23 protein-coding genes are annotated in these 26,211 nt (G+C 70.9%); 11 read left to right on the forward strand and 12 right to left on the reverse strand.

Annotated features, from left to right (window positions below; translation table 11 throughout):
- Positions 1-21: 21 nt before the first annotated feature.
- A complete protein-coding gene (locus tag ABH941_RS16905; protein WP_370130070.1) occupies positions 22-1,329 on the reverse strand; it encodes an APC family permease in 1,308 nt (435 codons plus the stop codon).
- Positions 1,330-1,434: 105 nt separating this feature from the next.
- On the opposite strand from ABH941_RS16905, the gene ABH941_RS16910 reads away from it, so the two are divergent.
- On the forward strand, positions 1,435-1,929 hold the full coding sequence (locus ABH941_RS16910; RefSeq protein WP_370130071.1) for an Lrp/AsnC family transcriptional regulator: 495 nt from the start codon (positions 1,435-1,437) through the stop codon (positions 1,927-1,929).
- Here the strand turns inward: ABH941_RS16910 and ABH941_RS16915 are convergent, their stop codons facing one another.
- Together ABH941_RS16915 and ABH941_RS16920 are read right to left on the reverse strand one after the other, a co-directional pair.
- Positions 1,930-2,406, reverse strand: a complete 477-nt coding sequence (locus ABH941_RS16915; protein ID WP_370130072.1) for a hypothetical protein — start codon at positions 2,404-2,406, stop codon at positions 1,930-1,932.
- A 144-nt stretch (positions 2,407-2,550) separates the two neighbouring features.
- The gene (locus tag ABH941_RS16920) at positions 2,551-4,437 is read right to left on the reverse strand and encodes a putative Ig domain-containing protein (RefSeq protein WP_370130073.1); all 1,887 of its coding nucleotides are present in this window, start codon (positions 4,435-4,437) and stop codon (positions 2,551-2,553) included.
- A 662-nt stretch (positions 4,438-5,099) separates the two neighbouring features.
- On the opposite strand from ABH941_RS16920, the gene ABH941_RS16925 reads away from it, so the two are divergent.
- Together ABH941_RS16925 and ABH941_RS16930 are read left to right on the forward strand one after the other, a co-directional pair.
- A complete protein-coding gene (locus ABH941_RS16925; RefSeq protein ID WP_370130074.1) occupies positions 5,100-6,518 on the forward strand; it encodes a glycoside hydrolase family 76 protein in 1,419 nt (472 codons plus the stop codon).
- A gap of 153 nt (positions 6,519-6,671) precedes the next feature.
- Entirely contained in the window at positions 6,672-8,792 is a 2,121-nt protein-coding gene (locus ABH941_RS16930) for a ricin-type beta-trefoil lectin domain protein (RefSeq protein ID WP_370130075.1), read from the forward strand.
- Between the two features lie 22 nt (positions 8,793-8,814).
- Here ABH941_RS16930 and ABH941_RS16935 read toward each other — a convergent pair whose 3' ends face one another.
- The 7 genes from ABH941_RS16935 to ABH941_RS16965 form a co-directional block, all read right to left on the reverse strand.
- Positions 8,815-9,747 carry an intradiol ring-cleavage dioxygenase gene (locus ABH941_RS16935; protein WP_370130077.1) on the reverse strand — a complete coding sequence of 311 codons (933 nt, stop codon included), beginning with the start codon at positions 9,745-9,747 and terminating at the stop codon, positions 8,815-8,817.
- Complete coding sequence (locus ABH941_RS16940) at positions 9,744-10,799, reverse strand: maleylacetate reductase (protein ID WP_370130078.1); 1,056 nt, start codon at positions 10,797-10,799, stop codon at positions 9,744-9,746. Before ABH941_RS16940 ends, ABH941_RS16935 begins: the two co-directional genes overlap by 4 nt.
- Positions 10,800-10,802: 3 nt before the next feature.
- Positions 10,803-12,608 carry an FAD-dependent oxidoreductase gene (locus tag ABH941_RS16945; RefSeq protein WP_370130079.1) on the reverse strand — a complete coding sequence of 602 codons (1,806 nt, stop codon included), beginning with the start codon at positions 12,606-12,608 and terminating at the stop codon, positions 10,803-10,805.
- A 124-nt stretch (positions 12,609-12,732) separates the two neighbouring features.
- Positions 12,733-13,713, reverse strand: coding sequence for an AraC family transcriptional regulator (locus ABH941_RS16950; protein ID WP_370130080.1), 981 nt, complete (start codon positions 13,711-13,713; stop codon positions 12,733-12,735).
- A 48-nt stretch (positions 13,714-13,761) separates the two neighbouring features.
- Positions 13,762-14,793 (reverse strand): aldo/keto reductase, encoded by a 1,032-nt coding sequence (locus tag ABH941_RS16955; RefSeq protein ID WP_370130081.1) that lies wholly within the window; start codon positions 14,791-14,793, stop codon positions 13,762-13,764.
- A 122-nt stretch (positions 14,794-14,915) separates the two neighbouring features.
- Complete coding sequence (locus ABH941_RS16960) at positions 14,916-15,782, reverse strand: NAD-dependent epimerase/dehydratase family protein (protein WP_370130082.1); 867 nt, start codon at positions 15,780-15,782, stop codon at positions 14,916-14,918.
- Positions 15,783-15,847: 65 nt separating this feature from the next.
- Entirely contained in the window at positions 15,848-16,435 is a 588-nt protein-coding gene (locus ABH941_RS16965; RefSeq protein ID WP_370130083.1) for a plasmid pRiA4b ORF-3 family protein, read from the reverse strand.
- Positions 16,436-16,506: 71 nt separating this feature from the next.
- On the opposite strand from ABH941_RS16965, the gene ABH941_RS16970 reads away from it, so the two are divergent.
- Positions 16,507-16,947, forward strand: coding sequence for a DUF6299 family protein (locus tag ABH941_RS16970; protein WP_370130084.1), 441 nt, complete (start codon positions 16,507-16,509; stop codon positions 16,945-16,947).
- A 110-nt stretch (positions 16,948-17,057) separates the two neighbouring features.
- On the forward strand, positions 17,058-17,672 hold the full coding sequence (locus ABH941_RS16975; RefSeq protein WP_370130085.1) for a glyoxalase: 615 nt from the start codon (positions 17,058-17,060) through the stop codon (positions 17,670-17,672).
- Between the two features lie 51 nt (positions 17,673-17,723).
- On the opposite strand, the gene ABH941_RS16980 is transcribed toward ABH941_RS16975, so the two are convergent.
- Positions 17,724-18,365, reverse strand: coding sequence for a TetR/AcrR family transcriptional regulator (locus tag ABH941_RS16980; RefSeq protein WP_370130087.1), 642 nt, complete (start codon positions 18,363-18,365; stop codon positions 17,724-17,726).
- 53 nt (positions 18,366-18,418) lie between these two features.
- Between ABH941_RS16980 and ABH941_RS16985 the strand changes: the two genes are divergently transcribed.
- The 4 genes from ABH941_RS16985 to ABH941_RS17000 are packed head-to-tail and all read left to right on the forward strand — an operon-like array spanning position 18,419 to position 21,932.
- Positions 18,419-19,096, forward strand: coding sequence for a class II aldolase/adducin family protein (locus ABH941_RS16985; protein WP_370130088.1), 678 nt, complete (start codon positions 18,419-18,421; stop codon positions 19,094-19,096).
- The gene (locus ABH941_RS16990) at positions 19,093-20,052 is read left to right on the forward strand and encodes a carbohydrate kinase family protein (protein WP_370130089.1); all 960 of its coding nucleotides are present in this window, start codon (positions 19,093-19,095) and stop codon (positions 20,050-20,052) included. The genes ABH941_RS16985 and ABH941_RS16990 overlap by 4 nt, the downstream gene beginning before the upstream one ends.
- Complete coding sequence (locus tag ABH941_RS16995) at positions 20,052-21,416, forward strand: flavin monoamine oxidase family protein (protein WP_370130090.1); 1,365 nt, start codon at positions 20,052-20,054, stop codon at positions 21,414-21,416. Before ABH941_RS16990 ends, ABH941_RS16995 begins: the two co-directional genes overlap by 1 nt.
- Positions 21,417-21,449: 33 nt before the next feature.
- Positions 21,450-21,932 carry an SRPBCC family protein gene (locus ABH941_RS17000; RefSeq protein WP_370130092.1) on the forward strand — a complete coding sequence of 161 codons (483 nt, stop codon included), beginning with the start codon at positions 21,450-21,452 and terminating at the stop codon, positions 21,930-21,932.
- Positions 21,933-21,966: 34 nt separating this feature from the next.
- Here ABH941_RS17000 and ABH941_RS17005 read toward each other — a convergent pair whose 3' ends face one another.
- Positions 21,967-22,986, reverse strand: coding sequence for an aldo/keto reductase (locus ABH941_RS17005; protein ID WP_370130093.1), 1,020 nt, complete (start codon positions 22,984-22,986; stop codon positions 21,967-21,969).
- A gap of 109 nt (positions 22,987-23,095) precedes the next feature.
- Here ABH941_RS17005 and ABH941_RS17010 point away from each other — a divergent pair, with 109 nt between their 5' ends.
- The gene (locus tag ABH941_RS17010) at positions 23,096-23,686 is read left to right on the forward strand and encodes a TetR/AcrR family transcriptional regulator (protein WP_370130094.1); all 591 of its coding nucleotides are present in this window, start codon (positions 23,096-23,098) and stop codon (positions 23,684-23,686) included.
- 203 nt (positions 23,687-23,889) lie between these two features.
- Positions 23,890-26,205 (forward strand): ATP-binding domain-containing protein, encoded by a 2,316-nt coding sequence (locus ABH941_RS17015; protein ID WP_370130096.1) that lies wholly within the window; start codon positions 23,890-23,892, stop codon positions 26,203-26,205.
- The last annotated feature ends 6 nt before the right edge of the window (positions 26,206-26,211 follow it).

The raw sequence follows: 26,211 nt of genomic DNA on the forward strand, positions 1-26,211 counted from the left end.
TGATCCACCGGCCCCCCGTTATCAACCCGGGATTCCGCCGGATGCAGCCCCGGTGCCGGCCCCAGTCCGTACCCTTGACGGCGCCTGGACGGGAGGCAGCGAGAACTGCGGCGGCAATGGCTCGCGGCGGGAGACACGGGTCGATGCGCCGAGGCCGACGACGACGGCCGCGCCGAGCAGGGCCCAGCCGGCGAAGGCCAGCACGACCGCGACCGCGGCGCACGACACCGCTGCGGCCAGCCGGGTACGGCCGGCCGTGAGCCGGATGGCCGCGGCCGTGCACCCCAGGTAGACGGTGAGGAACAGCGTGGTCGGCAGGGCCACCAGTTGCGCCGTGCTGACCAGGCCGCTCGCCGAGGCGCCGAGCAGCAGCGCGCCGCTGCCGAAGACACCGAGTTGCAGGCCGCGTGAGGGCCGCCCGGTGGGTGCCGGGCCGCGGCGGGCGCGCAGTTCGGCCGCCAGGGCCGCGGCGCCCGAGAGGTAGGCGTTGGTGGCGGCGAGGGTCAGCGCCACGGCCGCGGCCGCGGCGATCACCGGTCCCGCCGGGCCGACCGCGACGCGCAGCAGATCGGCCAGCGGGACGGCGCCGCCGGCCCGGCCGCCGAGCACCGAGATCGTCGCGAACGCCAGCGCGAGGTAGACGACCGCGGTCACGGTGAAGGCGGCCAGGATGATGCGCGGAAGCTGCCGCGAGGGGTTGCGCAGCCGGGTGACCAGCGGGGCGATGGCCTCCCAGCCGACGAAGGACAGCATCAGCACCGAGGCCGCACTGCCCAGCGCGGACCAGCCGTGCGGCGCGAACGGCGTCCAGTTCGCCGTGCGCGCGGCCGGCGCGGAGCCGATGACCGCGACTGCGATCATGACCACCAGGAGGGCCACCAGCACCAGTTGGGCGGTGGTCGTGGCCCGGGCCCCGCCGAGGGTCAGCGCGATCACGACGGCCAGCAGCACGGCGGCCGCGCCCCCGCTCAACGCCCGCCCGCCGCCGAACGGGGCCGCGACATAGCTGCCGCCGATCAGGCAGACCACCGGCGCCCCGCAGACCACCCCCACCAGGAAGCACCAGCCGACCGCCCGTCCGGCCCGGGGTCCGAGCCCGGCTTCGGCGTACGCGGCCACGCCGCCGCTCTTCGGCAGCAGCGTGCCCAGGGCCGTGAACACCCGCGCGAGCAGGGCCGAGAGCGCCAGCAGCCCGATCCAGGCGAGGATCGACGCGGGTCCGGCGAGGTCGGCGGCGAGGCCGGGCAGCAGCAGGACGCTGGGTCCCAGCAGGGCGCCGATGTAGAGGGCGGTGCCACGAACGGTGGACAGATGCGGTGTCTGCGACATGCGAGAAGCATGCTCCGAAAGGCGCGGCACGCGATGGCAAATATCTGCGCCCAGAGCTACTCGGGCGGTGGAATATTCTGCCGTTCAGACCATAGAGTGAATTTCATGCCAGAAGATCGCTTGGACAAGACCGATATCGCCATCCTTGATCGCTTGCAGCGGGACGGCAGGATCGCCAATGTGGACCTCGCCGAGGCCGTCTCCCTGTCCCCCTCCTCCTGCCTTCGCCGCACCAAGGCGCTGGAGGGGGACGGGATCATCGGCGGCTACCGCGCCGAACTCGACCGCACCCGGGCCGGGCTGGGCCTGACCGTGTTCATCGCTCTCAAGGTCGCCCAGCACTCGCGGGAGACGTCCCGTCAGATCGAGAGCGCCCTCGTCGCCATCCCCGCCGTCGTCGCCTGCCATGTCGTCTCCGGCGAGGCGGACTTCCTCGTCGAGGCGGCGGTGTCGGACCTCGCCGCGTACGAGCGACTGCTGCTGGACGACATCCTGGCCATCGAACCGGTCACCGACGCGCGCAGCACCTTCGCCATCCGCACCGTGCTCAGTCGCGGACCGCTCCCGCTCGACCACCTGGCCCGCACGACCAGGCACTGATCACCGGGCGGAGACCTGGACGGTGACGGTGAAGGTGCGTTGGGCCGGAGGGCACGCCATGGCTTCTCCGCAACTGGTGCGCGAGGCGGTCACGGTGGCCGTTCCGCTGCGCAGGGCGGTGAAGCCGGCGCTGAGGGTGCCACAGCCCGAGCCGGGGTGGCAGCCGGAGGCCGTCGGCGTGACCGCGGGGACGGCGGGGCCGAGCGGCCGGAGTACCGCGACGGCGGAGCTGGTCGGGGGCTTCCAGTAGGTGCTGTGCAGGGTGATCTGCAGGGTCGAGCCCACCGGCAGCGTGACGGTGCCGCCGGAGGCGTGTTCGTCCAGGGTGACCTGGCGCGGGCCCGAGCTGCTCGGCGAGGCGGACGCGGGCGGCTGAGGCGTCTGCGCCAGGGTGGAGGCGCAGCCTGCCAGGCCCAGCGCCATAAGGAGGATGGCGGCCAGGGTGCCACGGTGTGCTGGGACGGGCCTGGAGGTCATGGTGGCCCTTTCGGTCGGTGCGGGGCGGGGCAGTTCGGGTATCCGGGGATGGGACGGCCGTGTCCCGGGAGGGGTTCCCTCCCGGGACACGGTCACCGGTGTTCAGTGGGCGCCGCGTGGGGCGCCCGGGTCAGGAGACGGCGATCAGGAGACGGTGACGTTGTCGTAGTAGGTGTACGTGGGGTCACCCGGGTAGTTGTCGTCCTTGCTGGTCAGGGTGAGGGTGTAGGAGTGGCCCGCGGTGATCGTGGCGGACTTGGTGATCCAGCCGGAGGAGGACACGCAGGTCTTGGCCAGCACCGTGGTGGTGGTCCCGGAGGTGTTGTCCTTCAGCGTGGCGGTGGCCCAGTCGTAGGTCACGGTGTCCGGGCAGGTCACGTTGTAGTCGAAGGACAGCTTGGTGCTGCCGGTGGGCGCGGTGAAGGTCTGCGCCACCGAGGAGGTGTTGGACGGGCTGGTGGAGCCGACCATCGCGCCGTAGCTGCCGCTGTGGGCGGCCGACGTGATGACAGTGGTGGTCCCGGTCGAGGTCCAGCCGGACAGGCTGCCGGTCTCGAAGCCGCCGTTGGTCACGCCGCCGCCACCGCTGGAGCTGGTGACCGCCCAGCTGAACGAGGTGCTGCCGGTGGCCGACGTGCCGTCCTTGGCGGTCACGGTGACCGAGGAGCTGCCGGTGGCGGTGGGGGTACCGGAGATCAGGCCGGTGGAGGAGCTGATGGACAGTCCGGCCGGCAGACCGGTGGCCGAGTAGGTGAGGGTCTGGCCGCTGCCGGAGTCGCTGGCGTTGATCTGCAGCGAGACCGCGGTGTTGACGGTGGTGCTCTGGCTGCCCGGGTTGGTGACGGTCACCGTGTTGCCGGTGCTGCCGCCGCCGACGATCGGGTGCGTGATGGCGCAGGCGTTGGTGTCGTTGGACCAGCTGGCCTGCTCGGCGAAGGTACCGGTGCCCATGGTCACGTTGGCGGCGCCGCCCGTGGTGCCCGGCGACAGCCAGGCGCACTCGTCGGAGTTCTCCTGGCCGTTGTAGGAGCTGCCGGTGTTGTTGGTCCAGCCCCCGGCCGGGTTCTGGTCCGACATCATCTCGTGCCACTCATGGCCCAGCGTCATGGTCCACCCGTCCAGGGTGCCGGGCGAGTTGATGAAGCCCACCCCGCAGCCGGAGCCGGAGTCCATGTTGTAGGGCTGGTTGCTGAAGGCGATGTCGCCGTAGCTGGAGGAGACCGCGCCGCCGGTCAGCGTGGAGTCGCCGTTGTAGTCGTGCCAGGCGCAGTACTGGCCCTGGTAGCTGTCGGGGTTGGTCCCGTGCGGTGAGAGGATCACGTAGTAGGCGTCGCGGTTGGCGGCGGCGGTGGTGTTGCCGAAGTGCGCGGCCGCGTTCACCGCCTCGACGCCGAGCTGGTGGCCGCTGGCGGCGCTGGGCGAGGCGCCGGCGTTGTCGTACCACACCCCGGCCAGCACACCCCCGGACTGGTAGGGCACGAAGGTGGCGTTGCTGGGGCAACTGGTGGCGCCGGTGGACACGTTGGGCCCGTCGCACCACTGGGTCAGGTCCGCGGACCACAGTTCGCTGCCGGTGCCGATGCCCTTGAACATCTCCTGGGCCACCGGGGCGGCCCCGTCGGCGTCGCCGGAGAACGTCGAATCCCCGGCGGAGTTGGTGCTCTTGGTACCCCACTGGGTCCCGTAGAAGACCAGGTACACCTTGGAGTGGCCGCTCTGGACGCCGATGCCGTCGATGCCGCCGCCGTAGGACAGGGTCTCGGGGCCGGTGGCCACGTTGGGAGAGATCTGAGCGGCCGCCCAGTCCTTCATCTTGGTGTTCTGCTGCCGGGTGGGCACCACGCCGTGGCGGTAGGAGTGCTGGTAGGCGGGGCTGTAGGGGTTGGCGACCGAGTGGGTCTGCGGGTGCGCGCCGAGCGCGGCACCGGCCTGCGGTGCGGCGGCGGCCAAGCCGACGGCGGCCAGCGCCAGACCGAGCAGCCCGGTCAGGACCGGTCGGCGTGGGCGCAGCGGGGTGTGGGGTGTCCCCATGGCTGAGGGTTCCTCTCATGCTGATGGCGTGTACGCCGGTGGGCGACACGGGATCGCGTGCATGGAACAGGGGTTGAGCATTCGGTGCCGGCCGCTCCCCCAGTGCCTGGTCCACGACAGCTCCGCGGTGTCCCGCACCGTCCCGGGGCAGGCGCAGTCCCCCCTGTACGGGGTGAGGGGTGTCGCCCCGTAGAGACTTCGCCTACGAATGGAACGGACGGCGTACCGGCGGAGCTGTCGTGGAGTCAGGGATCAGGCAGTCCCGGGGGATCTCCCATGTGACACCACCTCAAGTGGTGTATGGGCTGCCGGGCAGAAGCAAAGCAGAATTGACGAACGGGGGTCAATACCCGGTCAGGCAGGCAATTCCAGGGTGAAATGCTAAGAACTCCCTAAGATTGCAGATGAGAACCACTGCAAACCTTCGAAATCTCCCGCGCGGCCACAGTAAAAACATTGGCTTCCCACAGTGCAACCCTCGGCGGCGGCCGGCTTCCCCGCCTTTCAGAATGGTCCAGACCATTGACGCGTATGCATCACTATGGTGAAGTGTGTCCCCAAAGGGCACCCAAACCCCCAGAACCTCGCACGCGCGACCCCACCTCTCCGGAGCTGACATGCGGTCAACTTGGTGCAGAACGGCCATAATCTGGCTCGGCGTGATGGCAGCCCTGATCCTGTCGGTGTCCGGCTCCGGGAGTACCGCGGTCGCAGCCGCGGCCGGGACGACCATCTGCAACAAGTACTGCGACGGCCGCGACCCCGCCCTCTCCCCACAGGACCGGCAGCCGGTGACGGCCACGATCTACGGCCGGACCGTCGTGCTGCACGTCGACGACACCGACGCGATGGGCTGGGCCTCGATCGCCACCGCCAGCCCGAACGACGAGGTGTGGCTGGACCGGTCCTTCGACGGCGGCCGGACCTGGAGCTCGGGCAGCAAGCTGGGAGACACCACCGTGCCGTCCGGGCAAGGGGGTTGGCGCACCCTGATGTACAACGTCGACGACTGGAACAATCTCGGCGTCGGCGCACTCCGGGCCTGCGGCAAGGCGGGTGACCGCACCGAGATCGCCTGCACGCCCTGGGCCCGCACCACCTGGAACGCCTACAGCCGCCCGACCGCGGCGGTGACCGCGCTGATGGAGTCGTACAACCTCGGCACCGGCCTGTTCGACACCACCGGCTGGTGGAACTCGGCCAATGCGCTGACCGCTGTCATCGACAACATCCGGGTGACCGGGATGGCCAGCTACACGTACGCCATCGCCACCACCTACAACCTGCAACTGTCGGCCCAGAGCGGCAACTTCACCGACGACTACAACGACGACACCGGCTGGTGGGGGCTGGCCTGGGTCGACGCGTACGACCTGACCGGCGACAGCAGGTACCTGAACACCGCCCGCGCCGACGCGGACCGGATGGCGCAGTACTGGGACTCGGTGTGCGGCGGCGGAGTGTGGTGGAGCACCGCCAGGACCTATAAGAACGCCATCGCCAACTCCCTCTACCTGGAGCTGAACGCCGCGCTGCACAACCGCATCGCGGGTGACTCGGTCTACCTCGGCCGGGCGCGCGCGGAGTGGTCGTGGTTCTCCGGCACCGGCATGATCAACGGCTCCAACCTGGTGAACGACGGCCTCACCACCTCGACCTGCGCCAACAACGGGCAGGCCGTCTGGTCCTACAACCAGGGTGTGCTGCTCGGCGGTCTGGCCGAGCTGTACCGGGCCGCCACCGACCCGGCCCTGCTCACCCGGGGCCGACAGCTCGCGGACGCGATGACCACAACCACGTCGCTGAACTCCGGCGGGATCCTGCGCGACCCGTGCGAGGGCGGCGACTGCGGCGCCGACGGCCCCTCCTTCAAGGGCGCCGCCGTCCGCGGGCTCAGCGCCTTCAACGCCCAACTGTCCGACCGCCCCTACACCGCCTACCTCCAACGGCAGGCCGCGTCCGCCTACGCCAACGACCGCAACGCACTCGACGCGTACGGGCTGCACTGGGCCGGGCCGCTGGACACGACGGACGCCGCCCGCCAGCAGAGCGCCGTCGACCTGATGAACGCGGCACCCTGACACACCCTGAAGCGGATCGGTCCGGTGGCGATGTGAGCGCCGTCGGACGGATCCGGCCTGTCAACACCCCCTGCACTGCCCACTCCCGACCCGAAGGACCCCCACATGTCCCTCACGTCCCGTGGCAGATCAGCGCCCCGCAACCTGCTTGCGGTGCTCACAACGCTGGCCCTGCTGCTCGCCGCGCTGCTCGCCCTCCCCCTCACCGCGCCCCAGCCCGTGCACGCCGAGAGCAACGGGATCGGCCAGAAGCCCGCACTGGGCTGGAGCAGTTGGAGCTACCTCAGGAAGAACCCCACCGCCTCCGCCATCGAGGCACAGGCCGCGGCGCTCAGGAACAGCGGGCTGAGCTCGGTCGGCTACAGCTACGTGAACGTCGACGACTTCTGGTACCAGTGCCCGGGCAGCCAGGGCCCCAACGTAGACGGCTACGGGCGCTGGGTGACCGACGCGTCGAAGTTCCCGGCCTCCGGCTCCACCAACGGCATCCAGGCGGTGGCGGCCTATGTGCACTCGCTGGGGCTGAAGTTCGGCCTCTATGTGACGCCGGGCATCTCCCACCAGGCCGTCACGCTCAACACGCCGATCCTCGGCACGAGTTACCACGCCGATGACATCGCCACCAGCAGCAGCGAGAAGAACTACAACTGCGCCGGCATGGTCGGCATCGACTACACCAAGCCGGGTGCGCAGGCCTTCGTCAACTCCTGGGCCGACCAGTTCGCGGGCTGGGGCGTCGACTACCTCAAGATCGACGGAGTGGGCCCCTCCTACGTCTCCGACGTCCAGGCGTGGTCCACGGCCCTGCAGCAGACCGGCCGCCAGATCCACCTGGAACTCTCCAACCAGCTCAGCATCTCCGACGCCGCCACCTGGCAGCAGTACTCCAACGGCTGGCGCACCGGTGACGACGTCGAGTGCTACTGCGGCAGCGGCAGCTTCCCGCTCACCGACTACGGCAACGTCAAGCTCAGGTTCGACCAGGCCGCCACCTGGCAGCCGTTCGGCAACACCGGTGGCTGGAACGACTACGACTCGATCGAGCTGGGCAACGGCAGCAACGACGGCCTCACCGCGCCCGAGCGGCAGACCCAGCTCAGCCTCTGGTCACTGGCCGCCTCGCCCTTGCTCCTCGGCAGCGATCTCACCAGTCTCGACTCGACCGACCTCGGCTACCTGAAGAACACCGACGTGCTCGCGGTCGACCAGGACGGCGTGGACGCCACCCGGATCAGCAGCGACGGCGTCACCCAGGTCTTCGCCAAACGGGAGAGCAGCGGCGCGTACGTCATCGGCCTGTTCAACACCAACACCTCCGTCGCCAAGAACGTCGGCGTCTCACTGCTGAAACTCGGCCTCTACGGCAGCGCGAACCTCACCGACCTGTGGACCGGCGCCTCGCTGGGGACGGCGAGCGGCAGCTACACCGCGACCGCCGTGCCGCCCGGCGGAGTGACGCTGATCCGGGCCGTCCCGGCGTCCGGCACCGGCGGCACCGCCGAACTGGTCGGCGCCGGCTCCGGCAAGTGCCTCGACGTGTACGACAACGGGACCGATCCCGGCGCAAGGACCGAACTGTGGAGCTGCGGCGGCGGCGCCAACCAGCTCTGGACGCCCACCTCGACCGGCGAACTCCGGGTGAACGGCGCCACCGAGTGCCTGGACGTGACGGGTTCCGCGACCGCCGCCGGCACCGCCGTCGAGCTGTTTCCCTGCAACGGCGGAGCCAACCAGAAGTGGTCGGTGCGGTCCGACGGCACGGTCGTCGGCACCCAGTCCGGGCTGTGCCTGGACTCCGCCTCGGGCGGCACGGCCAACGGCACCGGCATCGTCATCCAGGGCTGCGACGGCCAGCCCTCCCAGCAGTGGTCCGGTCTGAGCGTCAGCACGACCACCGGCTACGAGGCCGAGTCCTCGGCCACCACCCTCAGCGGCGGCGCCGCGGCGCAGAGCTGCACCTACTGCTCGGGCGGCCGGAGCGTCGGCTTCGTGGGCGAGGGCGGCACACTCGCCTTCACCTCGGTCCAGTCCACGACCTCCGGCAACCACCAGGCAGTCATCGCCTACGCCAACGGCGACTCCACTGCCCGGCAGGCGTATGTGTCGGTCAACGGCGGGACGGCGCAACTGGTGACCTTCCCGCCCACCGGCGGCTTCATCGACCCCGGCTGGACGACGGTCACCCTGCCGCTGTCGGCCGGCAGCAACACCGTCACCTTCTCCAACCCCGGCGCCTACGCCCCGGACTTCGACCAGATCGACGTCATCGGGTAGGCGGACACCCGCTGGCCCCGGATCAGACCTGGTCCGGGGCCAGGACGATGTCGAAGCGGACCCTCGCCCAGCCGGCGTCCCCGAGGTCGCGGCCGTCCGGGGTGGGGGTGCCGGGGGTCTGCTCGTGGAAGTCCTTGACGAGCGACTCCTTGACGCCGAAGACGCTGTCGCTGTCCAGCCGCTCGTCGCCGCGCACGAAGATGTGCGTCACCAGGGTCCGCAGCCCCTCCGCGCTCACCATGAAGTGCAGGTGCGAGGCGCGCATCGGTGAACGCCCGGTCGCCGCCAGCATCCTGCCGACCGGGCCGTCGTGCGGAATGGGGTAGGGCGTGGGGGTGATCGCCCAGAACCGGAACGAACCGTCCTCGGCGCTGAAGAGGTGTGCCCGTCCCGCCGTGCGGTCGTCGTCGTACTGCAGGTCGTAGAAGCCGTCCTGGTCGGCCTCCCAGACCTCGATCCGCGCGCCCGGCACGGGTTTGCCGCCGGTGTCGACGACCGTCCCCTCGACCCAGCACGGCTGACCGTTCGCGCCGCCGGCGATGTCGCCGCCGAGCTCGACCAGCGGGGCGTCGTCCACGAAGAACGGGCCGAAGACGGTCGCCTCGGTGGCGTCGGCGTACGCCTCGTTGTTGATCGCGATCGTCTGCATCGAGGCGCCCAACGTGTCCGACAGCAGGATGAACTCCTGCCGCCGCTCGTCGGTGATGTGCCCGGCCGCAGTCAGGAACTCGATGCCCTGCTGCCACTCGTCCTCGCTCAGCCGCACCTCGCGCAGAAACGCGTGCAGATGCCTGACCGCCGCCTGCATCAGCTGCCTGAGCCGGGGGTCGGCGGTGCCGTCGAAGGAGGCGAGCACGCGCGCGGTCAGCTCCGCCTCGCGCGCCTGCTGCTCGGCGGAGACCGGCTCGGCGGAGACCGGCTCGGCGGAGACCGGCTCGGGGGTGTCGGCGCTCATCGGGGGTCTGCTCCTTCCCACGCCGCGTGCAGCAGGCGCGCGAGGTTGTGGGAGTCGACGGGGGTGGGGTTGTCGGCGGGCACGGCCGGCAGGATCGCCTCGACCGCGTCGGGGATGTCGGCCTCGCTCAGCCCGTAGTCGCGCAGGGCTGTCGGGGCGTCAAGTTCGGTACGGAGCTGCCGCAGACCCTCGACTGCCGTCCGGGCGTCGAAGGCCACGGCGATACGGCGCTCGGCCTCGGGTGCGTTCGGCACGTTGAACGCCAGGACGTACGGCAGGACGACGGCATGCGTCTGGGCGTGCGGCAGGTCGAACCTGCCGCCCAGCACATGGCAGATCTTGTGGTGCAGCCCGGAGCCGGCCGACGCGAAGGCCACCGCCGCCAGGTAGGCGCCGTAGAGCGCGTACTCGCGCCCCTCCAGCCCCCGCGGGGCCGCGACCACCTGCGGCAGGCCGATGCGCAGTGCGCGGATGCCCTCAGCGGCGAGCGCCCGGTCGATCGGGTCGGCGCGCGGCGCCCACATCGAGTCGACGCAGTGCGCCAGCGCGTTGAGCCCCGAGGCGACGCTCATCGCGACCGGCAGGCCGAGCATGAGGCTCGCGTCGTAGACGATCGCGCGCGGCAGCACCCGGGCGTCGACCCCGGTGGTCTTCTTCGCGCCCTCGGTCAGCCCCCAGACGTTGGTGGCCTCCGACCCGGCGTAGGTCGTCGGCACCGCCACGATCGGGACGCCCGCAGTGAGCGCGACCGCCTTCGCCAGCCCGGTGGTGGACCCGCCGCCGACGCACACGATCGCGTCGACGTCATGGGCGGCGGCCACGGACCTGGCCCGCTCGGCCACCTCAACGGGTACGTGCATGACCACCTCGTCGTGGCGCACGGCCACCGGCAGTCCGGCCGTGACGGACTCGGCCAGTTCGCGCTCGCCCTTGCCGGCGATGACCATCACCCGCCGGGCGTCCAGGCGTTCGGTCTCCGCGGCGACCGCCTGCGCTGCCTCGCCCGACCCGAACAGCACCCGCTGGGCCAGTCCCTCGTGCTCGAAGCGCATCTCTCAGACCCCGTTCCGGCCCAGCACGGACGCGAGCGCGTCGTGCAGTGCCCGCACCGGGTCGGCCGGCAACGAGCCGCTCCGCCAGGCGATGTGCTTGTCGGGTCGGACCAGCAGGGCTCCCGCCTCCTCCACCTCGCGCACCTTGGCCCAGTCGTAGTAGAGGTCGGTGACCTCACGGCCCGGGCCGATGACGACCGTCGCCAACGGTACGCCGAGTTCCTGTGCCACCTTGTCGGCCGCCGCCGCCCAGGCCTCGCCTGCGATGCCGGTGATCAGCGTGAAGCGGTCGTACGGCGCCAGGTCCATCATCGCGAACCTGCGCCGGTTGTCGCCCACCCACGCATGCGGCAGGTGCGAGCCCGGCACGGTCGACGCCTGGTAGTAGAGATCCGGGTCCCGGGTCGGCACGGGCGGCGGGGAGCCGTCGGAGACGATCGCGGACGACCGGTAGAACTGGCCGAGCTCGACACCGTGGGCGTTGAACTCGTAGTTCTTCAGCTCCATCGCCGCGACCAGCGCGGCGCGCTTGGCGGCGCCCTCGGGGGTGTTGGCCTTGCGCTCCTCGATCTGCTCGATCTGCTCGATCATCTCGGCCTCGTTCTTCGCCTCGGTGACGCCCAGCGCCACGAAGATGTCGACGAACTCACGGCTGGACTTGTTGGCCCGCTTGACGATCCGTTCGGCGACCGGCGCGCGCTCGGCCGAGTAGGTGTCCAGCAGCGAGGGCGCGGCCTGACCGCGGAGCACCGCGGCCAGCTTCCAGGCCAGGTTGTACGAGTCCTGCACCGAGGTGTTGGAGCCCAGGCCGTTGCTCGGCGGGTGCCGGTGGATGGCGTCACCGGCGCAGAACACCCGGCCCTGCTGCAGGTGCGTCGCGTACATCTCGTTGTTGCCCCACAGCGAGGTCCCGGTGATCTCGACCTCCAGCTCCGGCATGCCGAGCAGGTTGCGGACGATCTGCTTCGCGGCGGCCTCGTCGACGGTCGGCGGCTCGTCGTCGATGTCGTAGCCCCACACGATGAGCCACTCGTTCCACGGCCGCACCATCCGCACCAGCCCGGCCCCGATGCCGCCCACGTTCGAGCCCGGCTGGACCACCCAGTAGAGCACCGAGGGACGGTGACCCACGTACGGCGCGATGTCGGCCTTGAAGGTGATGTTCATGGAGCCGGCGATGTCCATCCGCCCCTGGTAGGGCAGGCCGATGTCGGCGGCCACCTTCGAGCGGGCGCCGTCGGCGCCGATGAGGTACCGGGCGCGGATCGTGTACTCGCTGCCGGTGAGCCGGTCCAGCACCCGCACGTCCACGCCGTCGGCGTCCTGGGTGTGCGACAGGTACTCGGTGGAGAACCGCGCCTGGGTCCCGCGCACCGTCGCGTTCCTGACCAGGATCGGTTCCAGGTAGGTCTGCGGGATGTCCACCGTCAGGCACGGCGAGGCGAGCTGGTAGTCGGCCTCCCGGGCCGGGCTGGTGCCCCAGGTGCGGATCCGGCCGATCTCCTCACCGGCGATCGAGGTGCAGAAGACCGTGTCGCCCACCAGCGCGTGGTCGGTGGCGTCCGCGAGCACCTGGTCCTCGATGCCCATGTCCCGGAAGATCTCCATCGCGCGCTGGTTGGTGATGTGCGCGCGGGGGGTGTTCGCCGTCCACCGGTACTTGGTGATCATGATGTTCGGGATCCCGAGCTCCGCCAGGAACAGCGCCGCGGCGGAACCGGCCGGGCCGGACCCCACGACCAGCACGTCGGTCTCGACCACCCCCACCGGAACCTCGGTCTCGGTCTGGCCGTCGTCGAACACGGGCATCGCTGCTCCGCCTTCCGCCGTGACCGGCCGCTCTGCCGGTCTGTGACTGACACTGTCGTGCCGCCACGGTGGAATGCCGAAGCCGGAACTCCGTAGTCGGCGAATAGCGACAGGACTGGCCTTTCTAGTCAGTCTGCACGGCTCGCGCCGCCGCCGCCCGGCGCCGCACATCGCCGGCCCGCTCGCCGAAGCGGGCGCCGAAAGCGCGCGAGAAGTGGTCCGCCGAGACAAAGCCGCAGGCGTGCGCGACCTCGGCGATCGTCATCGACACGGCCTTGGGCCCGCGCAGCATGGCGCGCGCGGTCGCCAGCCGCCGCTCCAGGACGTACTTGGGCAGCGTGGTGCCCTCCTCGGCGAAGACCCGGGACAGCTGCCGCGTGCTGATGCCGATGCCCGCGGCCACCTGCGCCGCGCAGAGCCCCGGGTCGGCCAGGCGGCTCCCGATGAAGGCGCGCGCGGCGGCCAGATGGGCCGGCGACAGCCGGTCGCGGCCGCCGGTGGCCAGCTCCGCCACCAGTTCGAGCACCGTGCGCTCGTCGGCGGCCACCGGATCGACGGTCCGCGCCGCGCGCCCGACCTGGCGGGCGAGCGCGGCGGCATACGCGCTCCCGCCCTCGCCGAAGTCGACGACGATCGGATCGGACAGCCGCGCGACACCCGTCACCCCGGCGAACACCTCACGGGGAACCTTGACGACCAGCTCCTCCAGCCCGCGCGAGAAGCCGCGCACAAACGGCCGATCGGCGTCGCAGATCAGCAGTTGGCCCGGACGCACCACCCGGACGCCGTCCCGGTGGTAGAAGAACGCCTCGCCCGCCAGGCTGAAGTAGAGGGCGATCGCCTCGGCCGGCCGCCGCCGGATCACCTCGACGTCCCGCTCCACCACGTGGGAGGTCCCGCGCACCCGGGCCAGCTGGACCCGGTCGAGCTGGACGTTGAGCTCGGTGGCCTCGAACGCGGTCGCGTCGATCGTCCGGCAGCGCAGACCGATCAGCGCCTCGGCGTTGTGGCCCTCCCACAACTCGATACGCCGCTGGTCGGGCAGCCCGACCGTGCTGAACTCGACCGGCCCCGGACCGGGCGCCTCGGCGGTGAGGTGCGTCATAGCCACACCGTACCGTCGCTTCGTTCGGTGCGGGATTCCCCCGGCCCGTCAGTCGGCCGGGTCCAGGGAGCGCGAGCGCTGCTGGACACCGGGTACGCCGTACGGGTAGTCGGACACGACCGGCGAGCTGGCCTCGTCCAGCTGCGCCGTCTCCTTCTCCGACAGGTGCAGGTCGGCGGCGGCGAGGTTGTCGTCGAGCTGTTCGAGCGTGCGCGCGCCGAGGATCACCGAGGTGACGGCGGGCCGGTCCGCGACCCAGGCCAGGGCCACCTGCGACAGCGACACTCCGCGTCCCTCGGCGACCTGCCGCAGCGTTTCGATGACCTGCCAGGTGCGCTCCTGCGCATTGCGCGGGGCATAGGCCTCCATGCCGCGCCGCGGGTCCTCACCCAGTCGGGTCGCACCGGTCGGGCTCTGGTCGCGCCGGTACTTCCCGGTCAGCCAGCCGCCGGCCAGCGGCGACCACGGCAGGATCCCGATGTTCTCGTTGCGGCAGACGTCCACCAGCTCGAACTCGATGTCCCGGGTGAGCAGGTTGTACTGGGGCTGCAGCGTCACGATCGGCGCGCGCCGGTGGAACCGCGCCAGCAACGACGCCTTCTGCAGCTGCCAGCCGAGGAAGTTGCTGACGCCCGCGTACCGGATCTTGCCGGCCCGCACCGCGTCGTCGAAGAAGCCGAGCGTCTCCTCGATCGGGGTCAGCGGATCCCAGGCGTGCGCCTGGTAGAGGTCGACGGACTCGACCCCGAGCCGCCGCAGGCTGGCGTCCAGGGCCCGGGACAGGTGAGTGCGCGTCAGGCCGGCGTCGTTGGGCCGCTCCCCCATCGGGAAGCGTCCCTTCGTCGCGATCACCACCTGGTCCCGCGTCCCCGGCCGGGCCGCCAGCCAGCGGCCGATGATCTCCTCCGACACCCCGCGGGAGTACACGTCGGCGGTGTCGATGAAGTTCCCTCCGCGTTCGACGAACCGGTCGAGCTGGGCGTGGGACGCCTCCTCGCTGCTCTCCTTGCCGAACGTCATCGTGCCCAGACACTGCGCGGACACCACCGTGCCGGTGCTGCCCAACGTGCGGTACTCCATCGGTCCACCTCTCGTGTCAGGATCCGATGTCGAGTCTGCCGGTCGAGAATTAAGCTGTCCAACAGCGGAATCTGATGACTTTGAGCAGCAGAAGTGATGAACCGCGCACCACCGGCGCCGTCCTACCGGGCGCCGACCTCGTCGCGCCAGCTGTGCGCCGGGCGGTAGCCCAGCACCCTCCGGGCCTTGTCGATGGAGAGCAGCGTCTCGTGCGGGCCGACCTCGCGCCGCCGCGGGACGTCCGGGTAGACGGCCTTGAGCAGTTCGTCGTTGGGCCGCGACATCACCGTGTCGGGGCTGGCGATGATGAAGACGTCGGCCCCGGCGGCCTGGTGGTCCAGGGCCAGGCGCACGGCCTGGGCCCCGTCGCGGGCGTCGATGTAGCCCCACAGGTTCCAGCTGCGCAGGGCCGGATCGGCGTCGTAGGAGGGGAAGTCGGCGTAGTCCACGACGTCCATCACATTGGAGAAGCGCAGTCCGATCATCTTCAGTTCCGGGTCCCAGCGGCAGAACTGAGCGGCCATCTGCTCCTCCAGGTGCTTGCCCAGGGAGTAGGTGCTCTCCGGGCTCGGCGGGTACCCCTCGTCGGCCGGAACGTACGGCGGCGGGGTGTCGAAGGGCAGGCCGAGTACGGTCTCGCTGGAGGCCCAGACGATATTGCGGATCCCGGCGACCCGCGCGGCGGCGAACACGTTGTACGAGGCCGGGACGTTGTTGGCGAAGGTCGCCGCGTTGGGACGCAGCCCGGGTGCGGGAATGGCGGCGAGGTGCACGACGGCGTCCACCCGCGCGTAGCGGTCGTCCACCGCGGTGAGAGCCCCCACGACCTGTCCGAAGTCGGTGAGATCGACCTTGACGAACGGACAGATCTGTTCAGCCGGCGCAGCCGTGTCGACATTGACGACCTGTCGGCCGTGGGCGGTCAGGTCCGCGATCACGGCGCGCCCGAGCTTCCCACTGCCCCCGGTGACGACGACCCGTCCACTCATGCGCTGCTCCTTCATCCGTTCCACCTGTTCCATCCGGTCAGTGCCGCTCCGATTGTCGCGCGTCGTCAGCTCTGGACCAGGACGGTCGCCAGGTCGGACAGTGCCGCATTGGTCCCGGCCAGGTCGAAGGCGGCCGGGTCGAACTCGGTGGCGGTGTCGAAGCCGAGCCATTCCAGGCGTTCGTCGTGGTCCTCGTGCTGGGGGTCGCCGAGGATCGCGATGAGTTCCTGGTATCCCCCGATGCCGCCGCAGTCCTCGGGCGGGCCGGCCCAGCGGCCGGTGAGACAGCGGGGGTAGGCGGTTCCCGGCTCGGCCGCGGCGATGGACTCGACCAGCAGGTCGTGTTCCCAGTTGTCGCCGAAGTCGTAGGTGTAGCGGAGTCGCGCGCCGACCCGCGGGGCCACCTGGTCGAGGCGCTGGGCGGCGGCGCTGCGGATGTCGAGGTCGCGGTCCGCGACGCCGTAACGGCCCTGCGGGGTCTCGAAGTCCCACAGGTGGTAGTCCTGCCAGCCGAACGCCCGCTGGATCACCTGGTGCAGTTGCGCCAGCGTGCCGCGCGAGGGCACCTCCAGACGGCGCCAGATCGGCGGGCTGGAGTCCCGCAGCGTGACCTTGACGGTGTGAACGGAGTTCGCGTGCCTGGTGTTCGACATGCCCGCCATCCTTCGTCGAGTCCACGATCGGCTCCCGTAACTGGATCCGACCGCACCGCGTTGAGTAGATCATGATGAAGAAAACGCTGGCCACAGCGACACTCGCGGCGGCTCTTGTGAGCGGCGCCCTCCACATTTCGGCGGCTGCCGCCGACCCCTCGGCAGGTACGGTATCCGCGAATCCGACCGGGACGGTCTCCAGGGACGGGACCCTCACCCTCTCGGGTACGTACCGCTGCTCGGCCGGGGCCGGCCGAGGGCCGGTCTTCGTCTCCAGCAGCGTGCAGAAGGAGTCCGTGCAGCACAGCGTCGGCGGCACCGCGGCAGTCTGCGACGGCCTGGAGCACACCTGGGTGAATCAGGAGAAGCCCGGAGACGGAACAGCGTTGAAGCCGGGACCGGCCAACGTCTCGGCAACCCTGATGCGCCTGGACAGCAGCAGCGGACTGCCCCTTCCCGCCATCCTCGCGACCGACCGGCACCAGATCGACCTGCAGCCCGCGAACGGCTGAACCAGCGGGACGGCCCGGGGAGCCGATCGGCTCCCCGGGTACGCGGCTGCGGCGCAACCGGTCAGGAATGGAGAAGCACCCGCTCCAGGGCCGCGACTAGCGTGAATCCCATGAACTCCATCGAATCAGTCACCCTCGACGTGGCCGACCCCAAGGCCGCCGACCACTTCTACAACGAGGCATTCGGTCTGGGCTCCCGGGTACTCCTGCGGGCCTCCGAGGCACCGACGACCGGCTTCCGCGGGTTCACGATGTCGCTCATCGTGTCCCAGCCGTCCACCGTCAACACCCTCATCGGCGCCGCCCTCGACGCCGGCGCCACACCGCTGAAGGCTCCCGCGAAGTCCCTCTGGGGCTACGGCGGCGTCGTGCAGGCGCCGGACGGCACCATCTGGAAGGTCGCGACCTCGTCGAAGAAGGACAAGGGCCCGGCCACCCGGGAGATCGACGAGATCGCACTCCTGCTGGGAGTCGAGGACATGGCCGCGAGCAAGCGGTTCTACGTCGACCGCGGCCTCACCGTGGCCAAGAGCTTCGGCAGCAAGTACGTCGAGTTCGCCACGCCCTCCAGCCCCGTCAAGCTGGCGCTGTACGGGCGCAAGGCCCTGGCCAAGGACGCCGGCGTCGCGGCGGACGGCAGCGGATCGCACCGGGTCGCGATCGGCGTCGACTCCGAGCCGTTCACCGACCCGGACGGGTTCGCCTGGGAGGTGGCCCAGAAGTGAACCCGAGGCACCAGGGGCGCCGGTCACCCGACCGGCACCCCACGGCCCGACCTACCTGGTGAACCCGTCGAGCTGAGCGTGGAGCATGGACTTGAGCGCGTCGAGCAGCTCGTCCGCGTCGGCGGGGTCACCCCGGAACGCCTCCTGGATCACGGCGTCGGCGGCGAGGAACGCGACGTAGCAGGCCGTCGCGGCGGCCGGGCTGTCGGGCAGCAGTAGCCGTGCGACGAGGAACCGGTGCACACCGGCCGCCATGTCGCGTTTGTGGCGGCGGTCGGCCTCACTGGTCCACTCGGTGAGATGGCGGCCGAACCACAGGGCCCGGAATCCGGGCTCGGAGCGGTAGTGGTGGGCGAAGGCGTCCACCAGGACGGCCACCGGGTCGGACGGGTCCTCGGGCCGCGCCGTGGCCACGAACGAGTCCATCAGCGCCTCCAGCCGACCGAGGTGCTGGTCGGCCAGGGCCTCGACGATGGCGTCCCGGTCCGGCAGGTACTGGTAGAGCGCGCCGACCGAGACACCGGCCTCGGCGGCGACCCGGGTGATGGTCAGGGCGTTGATGCCCTCCTCGGCGAGCAACCGGTCGGCCGCCACCAGTGCCCGGGCCACCTTGTCCTTGGCCCGTGCCTGGCGCGGGGTCCGACGCAGCCGCGGTGCGGTGGTGTCGGCCTCGATCGGTTCCAGCTCGACCATGTGCCCCTCAAATCAAACGTGACTTTGGTTCAGGTTTAGGATAGCTTCTCGCCATGGTAGAGGCGAATCACCTCCTGGAGCAGCGGCGTGCCGTCGCCGCGACCTGCCGTGAACTGGCCGCGCGCGGGTTGCTGATCGGCACCGCCGGGAATGTCAGCGTGCGAACGGGCGACCAGGTCGCGGTGACCGCGACCGGTCTCGTGCTCGGCGAGGCCACCCCTGATCACGTGACCGTGGTCGGACCGGACGGCCGTCCGGTCGCCGGGGGCCTGGAACCCACCTCCGAGCTCGAACTGCACCTGGGGATCTACCGGCGGTACGGGGCGGGCGCGGTGGTGCACACGCACGCTCCGCTGGCCACGTCGCTGTCCCTGGTCCTCGACGAACTGCCGTGCGTGCACTACCAGCAGCTCCTGCTCGGCGGATCGGTACGGGTCGCACCGTTCGCCGTGTTCGGCACCGGGGAGCTGGCAGAGCACGTGCTCACCGCCCTGGACGGCAGGCAGGCCGCGCTGATGGCCCATCACGGCGCCGTCGTCCACGGCCCGACACTGGCCGCGGCGGTGGAGAACGCGCTGCTGCTGGAGTGGGTCTGCGGCATCTACCTGCGTGCCGCCGGGATCGGCACACCACGGGCCCTGGACGAGGGCCAGCAGGCAGCAGTCGTCGCTGCGGCTCTGCGGCGCGGCTACGGGACCACCCACCCGATGGAGAAGGAGAGCTCCCCATGACCCAGACGATCATCTCGCTCGGCGCGCACATATTCGACGTCCAGGTACTCCCGGTGGAGGCCATCCCCCCGGGACAGGACGCGGTGCTGGTCGATCAGATCCGGTTCAGTCCGGCCGGAACGGCCGCCGGGACGGCGATCACCCTGGCCAAGCTCGGCGCCGCGGTCCGCACCGCCGGCGCCGTGGGCACCGACCCGATCGGCGACCTGCTGCTGTCCCTGCTCGCCAGGTACGGGGTCGACACCTCCCTGGTGCTCCGACGCCCAGAGGTCCAGACCTCCGCCTCCGTGCTGCCGATCCGCCCGGACGGCAGCAGGCCGGCCTTCCATGTGCTCGGCGCCAACCTCGCCTACGGCCCCGACGACGCCCCGACCGCCGAGATCGCGCGCTCCACCCACCTGCACCTGGGTGCGCCCGAACTCATGGGCGGCGACGGCGCCGCCCAGATCCTCGCCCCCGCGCGAGCGGCCGGCGTGACCACCTCGGCCGACCTGCTCGCCCCCGGCGATCCCGGCCTGTTCGAGTGGATCGCCCCCGCACTGCCGCACCTGGACTACCTGCTCCCCAATGAGGAGCAGGTAGTCGGACTCACCGGCGCCGCCACCCTTGAGGAGGGCGTCCGCGTCCTGCTCGACCGGGGCGCCGGCTGCGTCGCGGTCACCCGGGGCGCGCACGGAGCACTGGTGATGACCGCGGACACGACGACGGCCGTACCGGCGTTCGCCGTGGACGTGGTCGACACCACCGGCTGCGGCGACGCCTTCTCAGCGGGATTCCTGCGCGGCATCGGCCTGGGCCGACCGCTGCGGGAGGCGGCCGTACTCGGCTGCGCTGCGGCGGCGCTGGTCGCCCAGGGGCTCGGCAGCGACCACGGCGCGTTCGACCTCGCCGTAGCGGACGGCTTCGCCGCTTCTGCACCCGCCCTGGACATCCTGGACACCACGGAGGTCAACTGATGCGCCACACCGACGTCGTGGTCGTCGGAGCCGGCCTGGCCGGTCTCACCGCCGCACGCGAACTGGTGGCCGAGGGCCATGACGTGGTCGTCCTGGAGGCGCGCGACCGGGTCGGCGGGCGGACCCTCAACCACGACCTGGGCCGCGGCAGGGTGGTGGAGGCCGGCGGCCAGTTCGTCGGGCCGACCCAGGATCACATCCTCGCGCTGGCCAAGCAGGTCGGCGTCGACACCTACCCCGCCGCCGTCGAGGGATCGGCCGTCTACGTCCACGGAGGCCGGGCCCAGCGCTACGGCGGCGACATCCCACCGGACCTGCTGTCGCTGCCCGACCTCGGCATCGCCCAGCTGAGGATCAACCAGCTCGCCAAAAAGGTTCCCCTGGACGCGCCCTGGCAGGCCGCCAGGGCCCGGCAGTGGGACAGCATGACCTTCGAGAGCTGGATCAGGAGCACCACGGTCGGCACCGGAGCACTGGACCTGGTCAACGCGTTCCTCGGATCGGCCTACGGCGGCGCCGCTTCGGAGGCCTCGCTGCTGTTCAGCCTCTGGTACATCGCCGGCTTCGGCAACGAGACCACTCCGGGCACCCTGGAGCGCGGCATCGGCGTCAGCGGCGGCGCGCAGGAGTCCCGGTTCCTGGGCGGGTCCCAGCTCATCTCCCAGCGCATCGCCGAGCAGCTGGACGGGCGCGTTGTGCTCAACGCGCCGGTTCGCGCGATCGAGCAGGACGGCGACGCCGTGACCGTGGCCACCGACGACGAGACCTGGCACGCCAAGCAGGTCGTCGTGGCCGTCCCCCCGCTGCTGGCGGCCCGGATCAGCTGGCGCCCGCTGCTGCCGCCGCAGCAGGACGCGCTGTTCACCCGCATGGCCTTCGGCTCACTGATGAAGTGCGAGGCCGTCTACCCCGAACCGTTCTGGCGCGCCGACGGGCTGAACGGCCAGGGCGTGTTCCGGCAGGCCTCGCCGATCTGCAGCATGTTCGACAACACGCCGCCCGAGGGCGGCCCTGGCGTCCTGATGGGGTTCCTCGGCGGTCCGCAGTGGCGCGCCTGGGCGCACCGGCCGCCCCGGGAGCGGCGCGGCGCGGTGCTGCGCGCATTCGCCACGGTGGTCGGCAAGGACGCGCTGCAGCCCCTCGACTATTTCGAGCAGGACTGGACCCAGGAGGAGTGGACCCGCGGCGGCCCCACCTCGGTGCTCGCCCCCGGCACCCTCACCGGCCTGGGCTCATGGCGGGACCGGCCGTTCGGCCGCGTGCACTGGGCCGGCGCCGAACACTCCGACCACTGGAACGGCTACATGGACGGCGCCGTGCGTTCCGGTGAGGCCGCCGCGCACGCCGTCCTCGCCCACGGTTGAACCCACGCCTGAACGGTTGAAAGGAACACCCCGATGGCAGTCGAGTACCAGGTCTCCGAGAACGCGGTCATCCCCGCACCGGTGTCGCGGGTGTGGGAGGTGATCTCCGCGACCGACCGGTACGCCGAGTGGGTCCCCACCGTCCTGGAGGTGACCGACCATCACGGCGCCGCCGAGGTGGGGCGCACCTACAGCGAGCGCAACAAGTCGCTCGGTCCGCTCACCACCCGCTCCACCTGGACCGTCCGCGAGGTCCGCCCGGGCAGGCGCAGGGTCGACACCGGAACGGGCTTCGCCCCGCTGCAGGACGTGACCAATGTCTTCGCGTTCGAACCCGTCGTCCTCGCCGACGGCGGCGAGGGCACCGCGATGACATACCTCGTCCGCTACCGCATCGGCCTCGGTCCGATCGGCGCGCTCGTGCACCGCGTCGTCTCGCCCGGTCTCCGGGCCGACATGCGCACCTCCATGGTCAACCTCTCCGATCTCATCCTCGCCGAGGGCCCCGGCCAGTGAATGCCGGGCGCCAGGTCACGCGCCGCACGAGCGGTCAGCGGCGCCGCAGTGACGGGTCGAGCAGCGCGGGCGGGGTGTCGAACTTCTCGTGCGCGGCGAGGTCGGTACCGGGGGCGACGATCGCATCGATCGCGTCGAGCACGTCGGCGGAGAGCACGGTGTCGGCGGCGGCGAGCTGCGTCTGCAGATGGTCCAGCGTGCGGGGGCCGATGATCGCGCTGGTGACAGCCGGGTGCGCGGTCACAAATCCGAGCGCGAGCTGAATCATCTTCAGACCGGCCTCGTCCGCCACCTTGGCCAACTGCTCGACCGCGTCGAGCCTGGCCCGGTTGGACGGGATGCTGAGGTCGAAGCGCTGCGGCATCAGCGCGGAACGGTTGGTGGCGACCTCCCGGCCCTCGCGGATCGCACCCGAGAGCCAGCCCGAGGCCAGCGGGCTCCACGCCAGCACGCCGAGCCCGTACTCCTCGGTCACCGGCAGGACGTGGCTCTCGATGCCGCGCTGCAGGATCGAGTAGCTGGGCTGTTCGGTGACGTACCGGCTCAGGTGGTGCTCCCGAGCGGCCCACTGGCCCTGCACGATGCGGTAGGCGGGGAAGGTCGAGGAGCCGAAGTAGCGGATCTTTCCGGCCCGCTGCAGGTCCGTCAGGGCGGACAGCGTCTCCTCGTCGCTGGTGGTCGGGTCCCACCGGTGGATCTGGTAGAGGTCGACGTGGTCGACGCCGAGGCGGCGCAGGCTGTTGTCCAGTTCGGTGACCAGCCAGCGGCGCGAGCTGCCCCGGTGGTTGCGCTCCTCGCCCATCGGCATGGTCGCCTTGGTGGCCAGCACGATGTCGTCGCGGCGGCCGGTGACGGCCTTGCCGACCATCTCCTCCGACTCGCCACTGCCGTACATGTCGGCGGTGTCGATGAGGTTGATCCCGCCCTGGAGGGCGGCGTCGACGATGGCGGTGGCCTCGTCCTGGGTGGTGCGTCCGATCCGGCCGAAGTTCATCGCGCCGAGCGCGAGCGAGCTGACCTGGACACCGGTACGGCCCAACGTGCGGTACTGCATGAGCGCGTCTCCTGAACTCTGCGATAATCGCGTAAACGGAACCTTGCTCCGTTAACGATACGGAACACTGTTCCGTATCGCAAGCCCAGCAGTGGAGAGGACAAGCACGGTGAATCACGGCGACGAGGAGACCGGGCAGGCGGCCCGGCCCAAGCGGGCGGACGCCCAACGCAACAAGCAGACCCTGCTCGACGCGGCCGCGGCGATCTTCCTGACCTCGGGCGTGGAAGCACCGGTACGGGACATCGCAGCCAAGGCCGGCGTCGGAACGGGCACCATCTACCGCCACTTCCCGACCCGGGCGGATCTCATCATCGCCGTCTACCGGCACCAGGTCGAAGCCTGCGCCGAGGCCGGCCCGGCCCTGCTGGTCAGCAGCGCGACCCCCTACGCCGCGCTGGGGCAATGGATCGACCTCTTCGTCGACTTCCTGGTCACCAAGCACGGACTGGCCGGCGCACTGCGCTCCGACGAAGCCGGTTTCGAGGCGCTGCACGCCTACTTCCTCGACCGGCTCGTACCCGTCTGCACCCAACTGCTCGAAGCCGCAGCCGCCGACGGCGAGATCCGCTCCGACCAGGACGCCCTCGAACTCATGCACGGCGTCGGCAACCTCTGCATCGGCGCGGACACCAATCCCCGCTACGACGCCCGTCGACTGGTCGGACTCCTCGTCGCAGGACTGCGTCTGCCGCAGTAGCCGAGCCGGAGGGGAAGGGGAAGGAGGAAACCCACTCCTCGCCACTACTAACCTATAGCGTACGAGGGGGCTTGCGGCAAGGCCCCGGTCATGCCGCAGAATCGTCGGCCTGGGCCGTGATCTGCGGAAATGTGCCGCGTGCAGCACGCGGGGGATCGTCGAGCCAGGTCTTTGTGCTGCGAACAGACTCTATGGAGCTAGCCTTGGTCCCTTCGTCATCCTCCTCGTCCTCGCCCGACTGGCGGACCAGAGAGCTGCGAGCGGAGAACGAGTACGTCGGCAGGCTGTACAACCGCCTCGACGCCCAGCGCGAGCTCGCGGCGCAGCGGCTGCGCGAGATCCATCTCCGGGAAAGGGGCGGAACCTTCCAGTCGCGCCTGGAGCGCGACGCGCTGGAGGTCCACCACACCCGTCGGATCTCGGAGCTGCACGCCGCCGAGTACGGGCTCTGCTTCGGCCGGATCGAGAGCGCCGACGGCGAGCGGCAGTACATCGGCCGGATCGCTCTGGCGGACGAGAACCACGAGCCGCTCCTCACCGACTGGCGCGCGTCGGCCGCGGAGCCGTTCTACCGGGCGACACCCGCCGCGCCCGGCGGTGTGGCCGGGCGACGGCACCTGCGCAGCAAGGGCCGGACCGTCGTCGACTTCGACGACGACGCCTTCGGCATGCGCGCCCTGGAGGGCCGGGACAGTTCCGAGCTCAGCGGGGAGACCGCCCTGCTCGCTTCGCTGACGGCGGCCCGGACCGGGCGGATGGGCGACATCGTCTCCACCATCCAGGCCGAGCAGGACCGGGTCATCCGCTCCGAGCTCGGCGGCGTGCTGGTCGTGCAGGGCGGTCCGGGGACCGGCAAGACCGTGGTCGCCCTGCACCGCGCCGCGTACCTGCTCTACACCCACCGCGACCGGCTGGCCAAGCGCGGCGTGCTGGTCATCGGGCCGAACCGGACGTTCCTGCGCTACATCGACCAGGTGCTGCCCGCGCTCGGCGAGAGCGAAGTCGTGCTGAGCAGCATCGGCACGCTCTACCCGGGTGTGACCGGGACCGACACGGAGACGGCGGCCGCGGCCGCCGTCAAGGGCGACGCACGGATGGCGCGGGTGCTCGCCGCCGCACTTGACGGCCTCCGGTGGCTGCCCGAGGAACCACTGACCATCACCGTGGGCAGAAGGTCGGCCCACCAGGACGAACTCCAGATCGACCGGGCCCTCTGCGAGCGGGCCCACGCCGCCGCGCACCGCTCCCACGAACCCCACAACGTGGCCCACTTCGACCTGGTCGAGCGGCTCTCCTCCGAGCTGGCCCTGCGGATCGCCAAGAGCCGGGCTGCCGAGGACCAGGGCGCGGCCATGGATCTGGACGCCGTGGCCGACCTCGCCGACACGCTCGTCGACGAGCCCGATTTCCGGGCCCTGGCCGAGAGGCTGTGGCCGCTGCTGAGCCCGGAGCAGTTGCTCACCTCCCTGTTCGGCTCCCCGGACCTGCTGGCGCAGGCCATGCCGGACTTCTCCGGGGCCGAACGCGCCGCGCTGTTGCGCGAACACCCGGGCCCGGACCTGGAGGCCACCGCCTGGACGACCGCAGACGTCCCCCTGCTCGACGAGGCCGCCGAACTGCTCGGCCCGCTTCCCGGCAGCAAGGCGTCCCGCCGGGCCGATGCCGCCACCGAGGCCCGGGAGCTGGAATTCGCGAGCATCGTGCTCGACGACTTCGGCGTGGGGCTGGCCGAGATGGACGCGGAGATGCTGGCGCGCCAGTACCGCGGCGAGGAGGCGCTCATTCCCCTGGCCGAGCGCGCGGCCGAGGACCGGACCTGGGGCTTCGGGCACGTGATCGTGGACGAGGCGCAGGAACTCTCCCCCATGGACTGGCGGTTGCTGACCCGCCGCTGCCCCGGCCGTTCCATGACGATCGTCGGCGACCTGGCGCAGACCGGGGCGCCGGCCGGGCTGAGCTCCTGGGGTGAGGCGCTCGACGAGTACACGGCGGGACGCTGGCGCACGGTGGAGCTCACCGTCAACTACCGGACCCCGGCCGAGATCATGCGGGTCACCGAGGGCGTCCTGCGGGCGGTCGACCCGGCGCTCACCGGCCCCACCGCGGTGCGCAGCGGCGGTATCCGCCCGTGGAGCCTCCGCATCCCCGAGGAGGACCGAGGACCGGCGCTGCGCGCCGCCGTCGAGAAGGAGATCGCGGCCCTGGACGGCCGCCGGATGGCGATCGTCCACGCTCCCGGGTGGCCGGCCGAACTGATCGGTGCACTCACCGAGTTGGACGGCGTCACCGCAACTGACGACCCATCGGCACTGGACTCCCCCGTCGTCCTGCTGACGGCCGCCCAGGCCAAGGGACTTGAGTTCGACGTGGTTCTCGTCGTGGAGCCCGCGGAGATCCTCGCGGCGCACACCCGCGGCGTGAACGACCTCTATGTCGCGCTCACCCGCGCGACGAAGAGCCTCGGGGTCATCCACAGCCAGGAGCTGCCGGACATGCTGGAGGGCCTGGACCCCCGCTGACCTTCG

The sequence above is a fragment of the Streptacidiphilus sp. EB103A genome (assembly GCF_041261405.1).
Lineage (GTDB): Bacteria > Actinomycetota > Actinomycetes > Streptomycetales > Streptomycetaceae > Streptacidiphilus.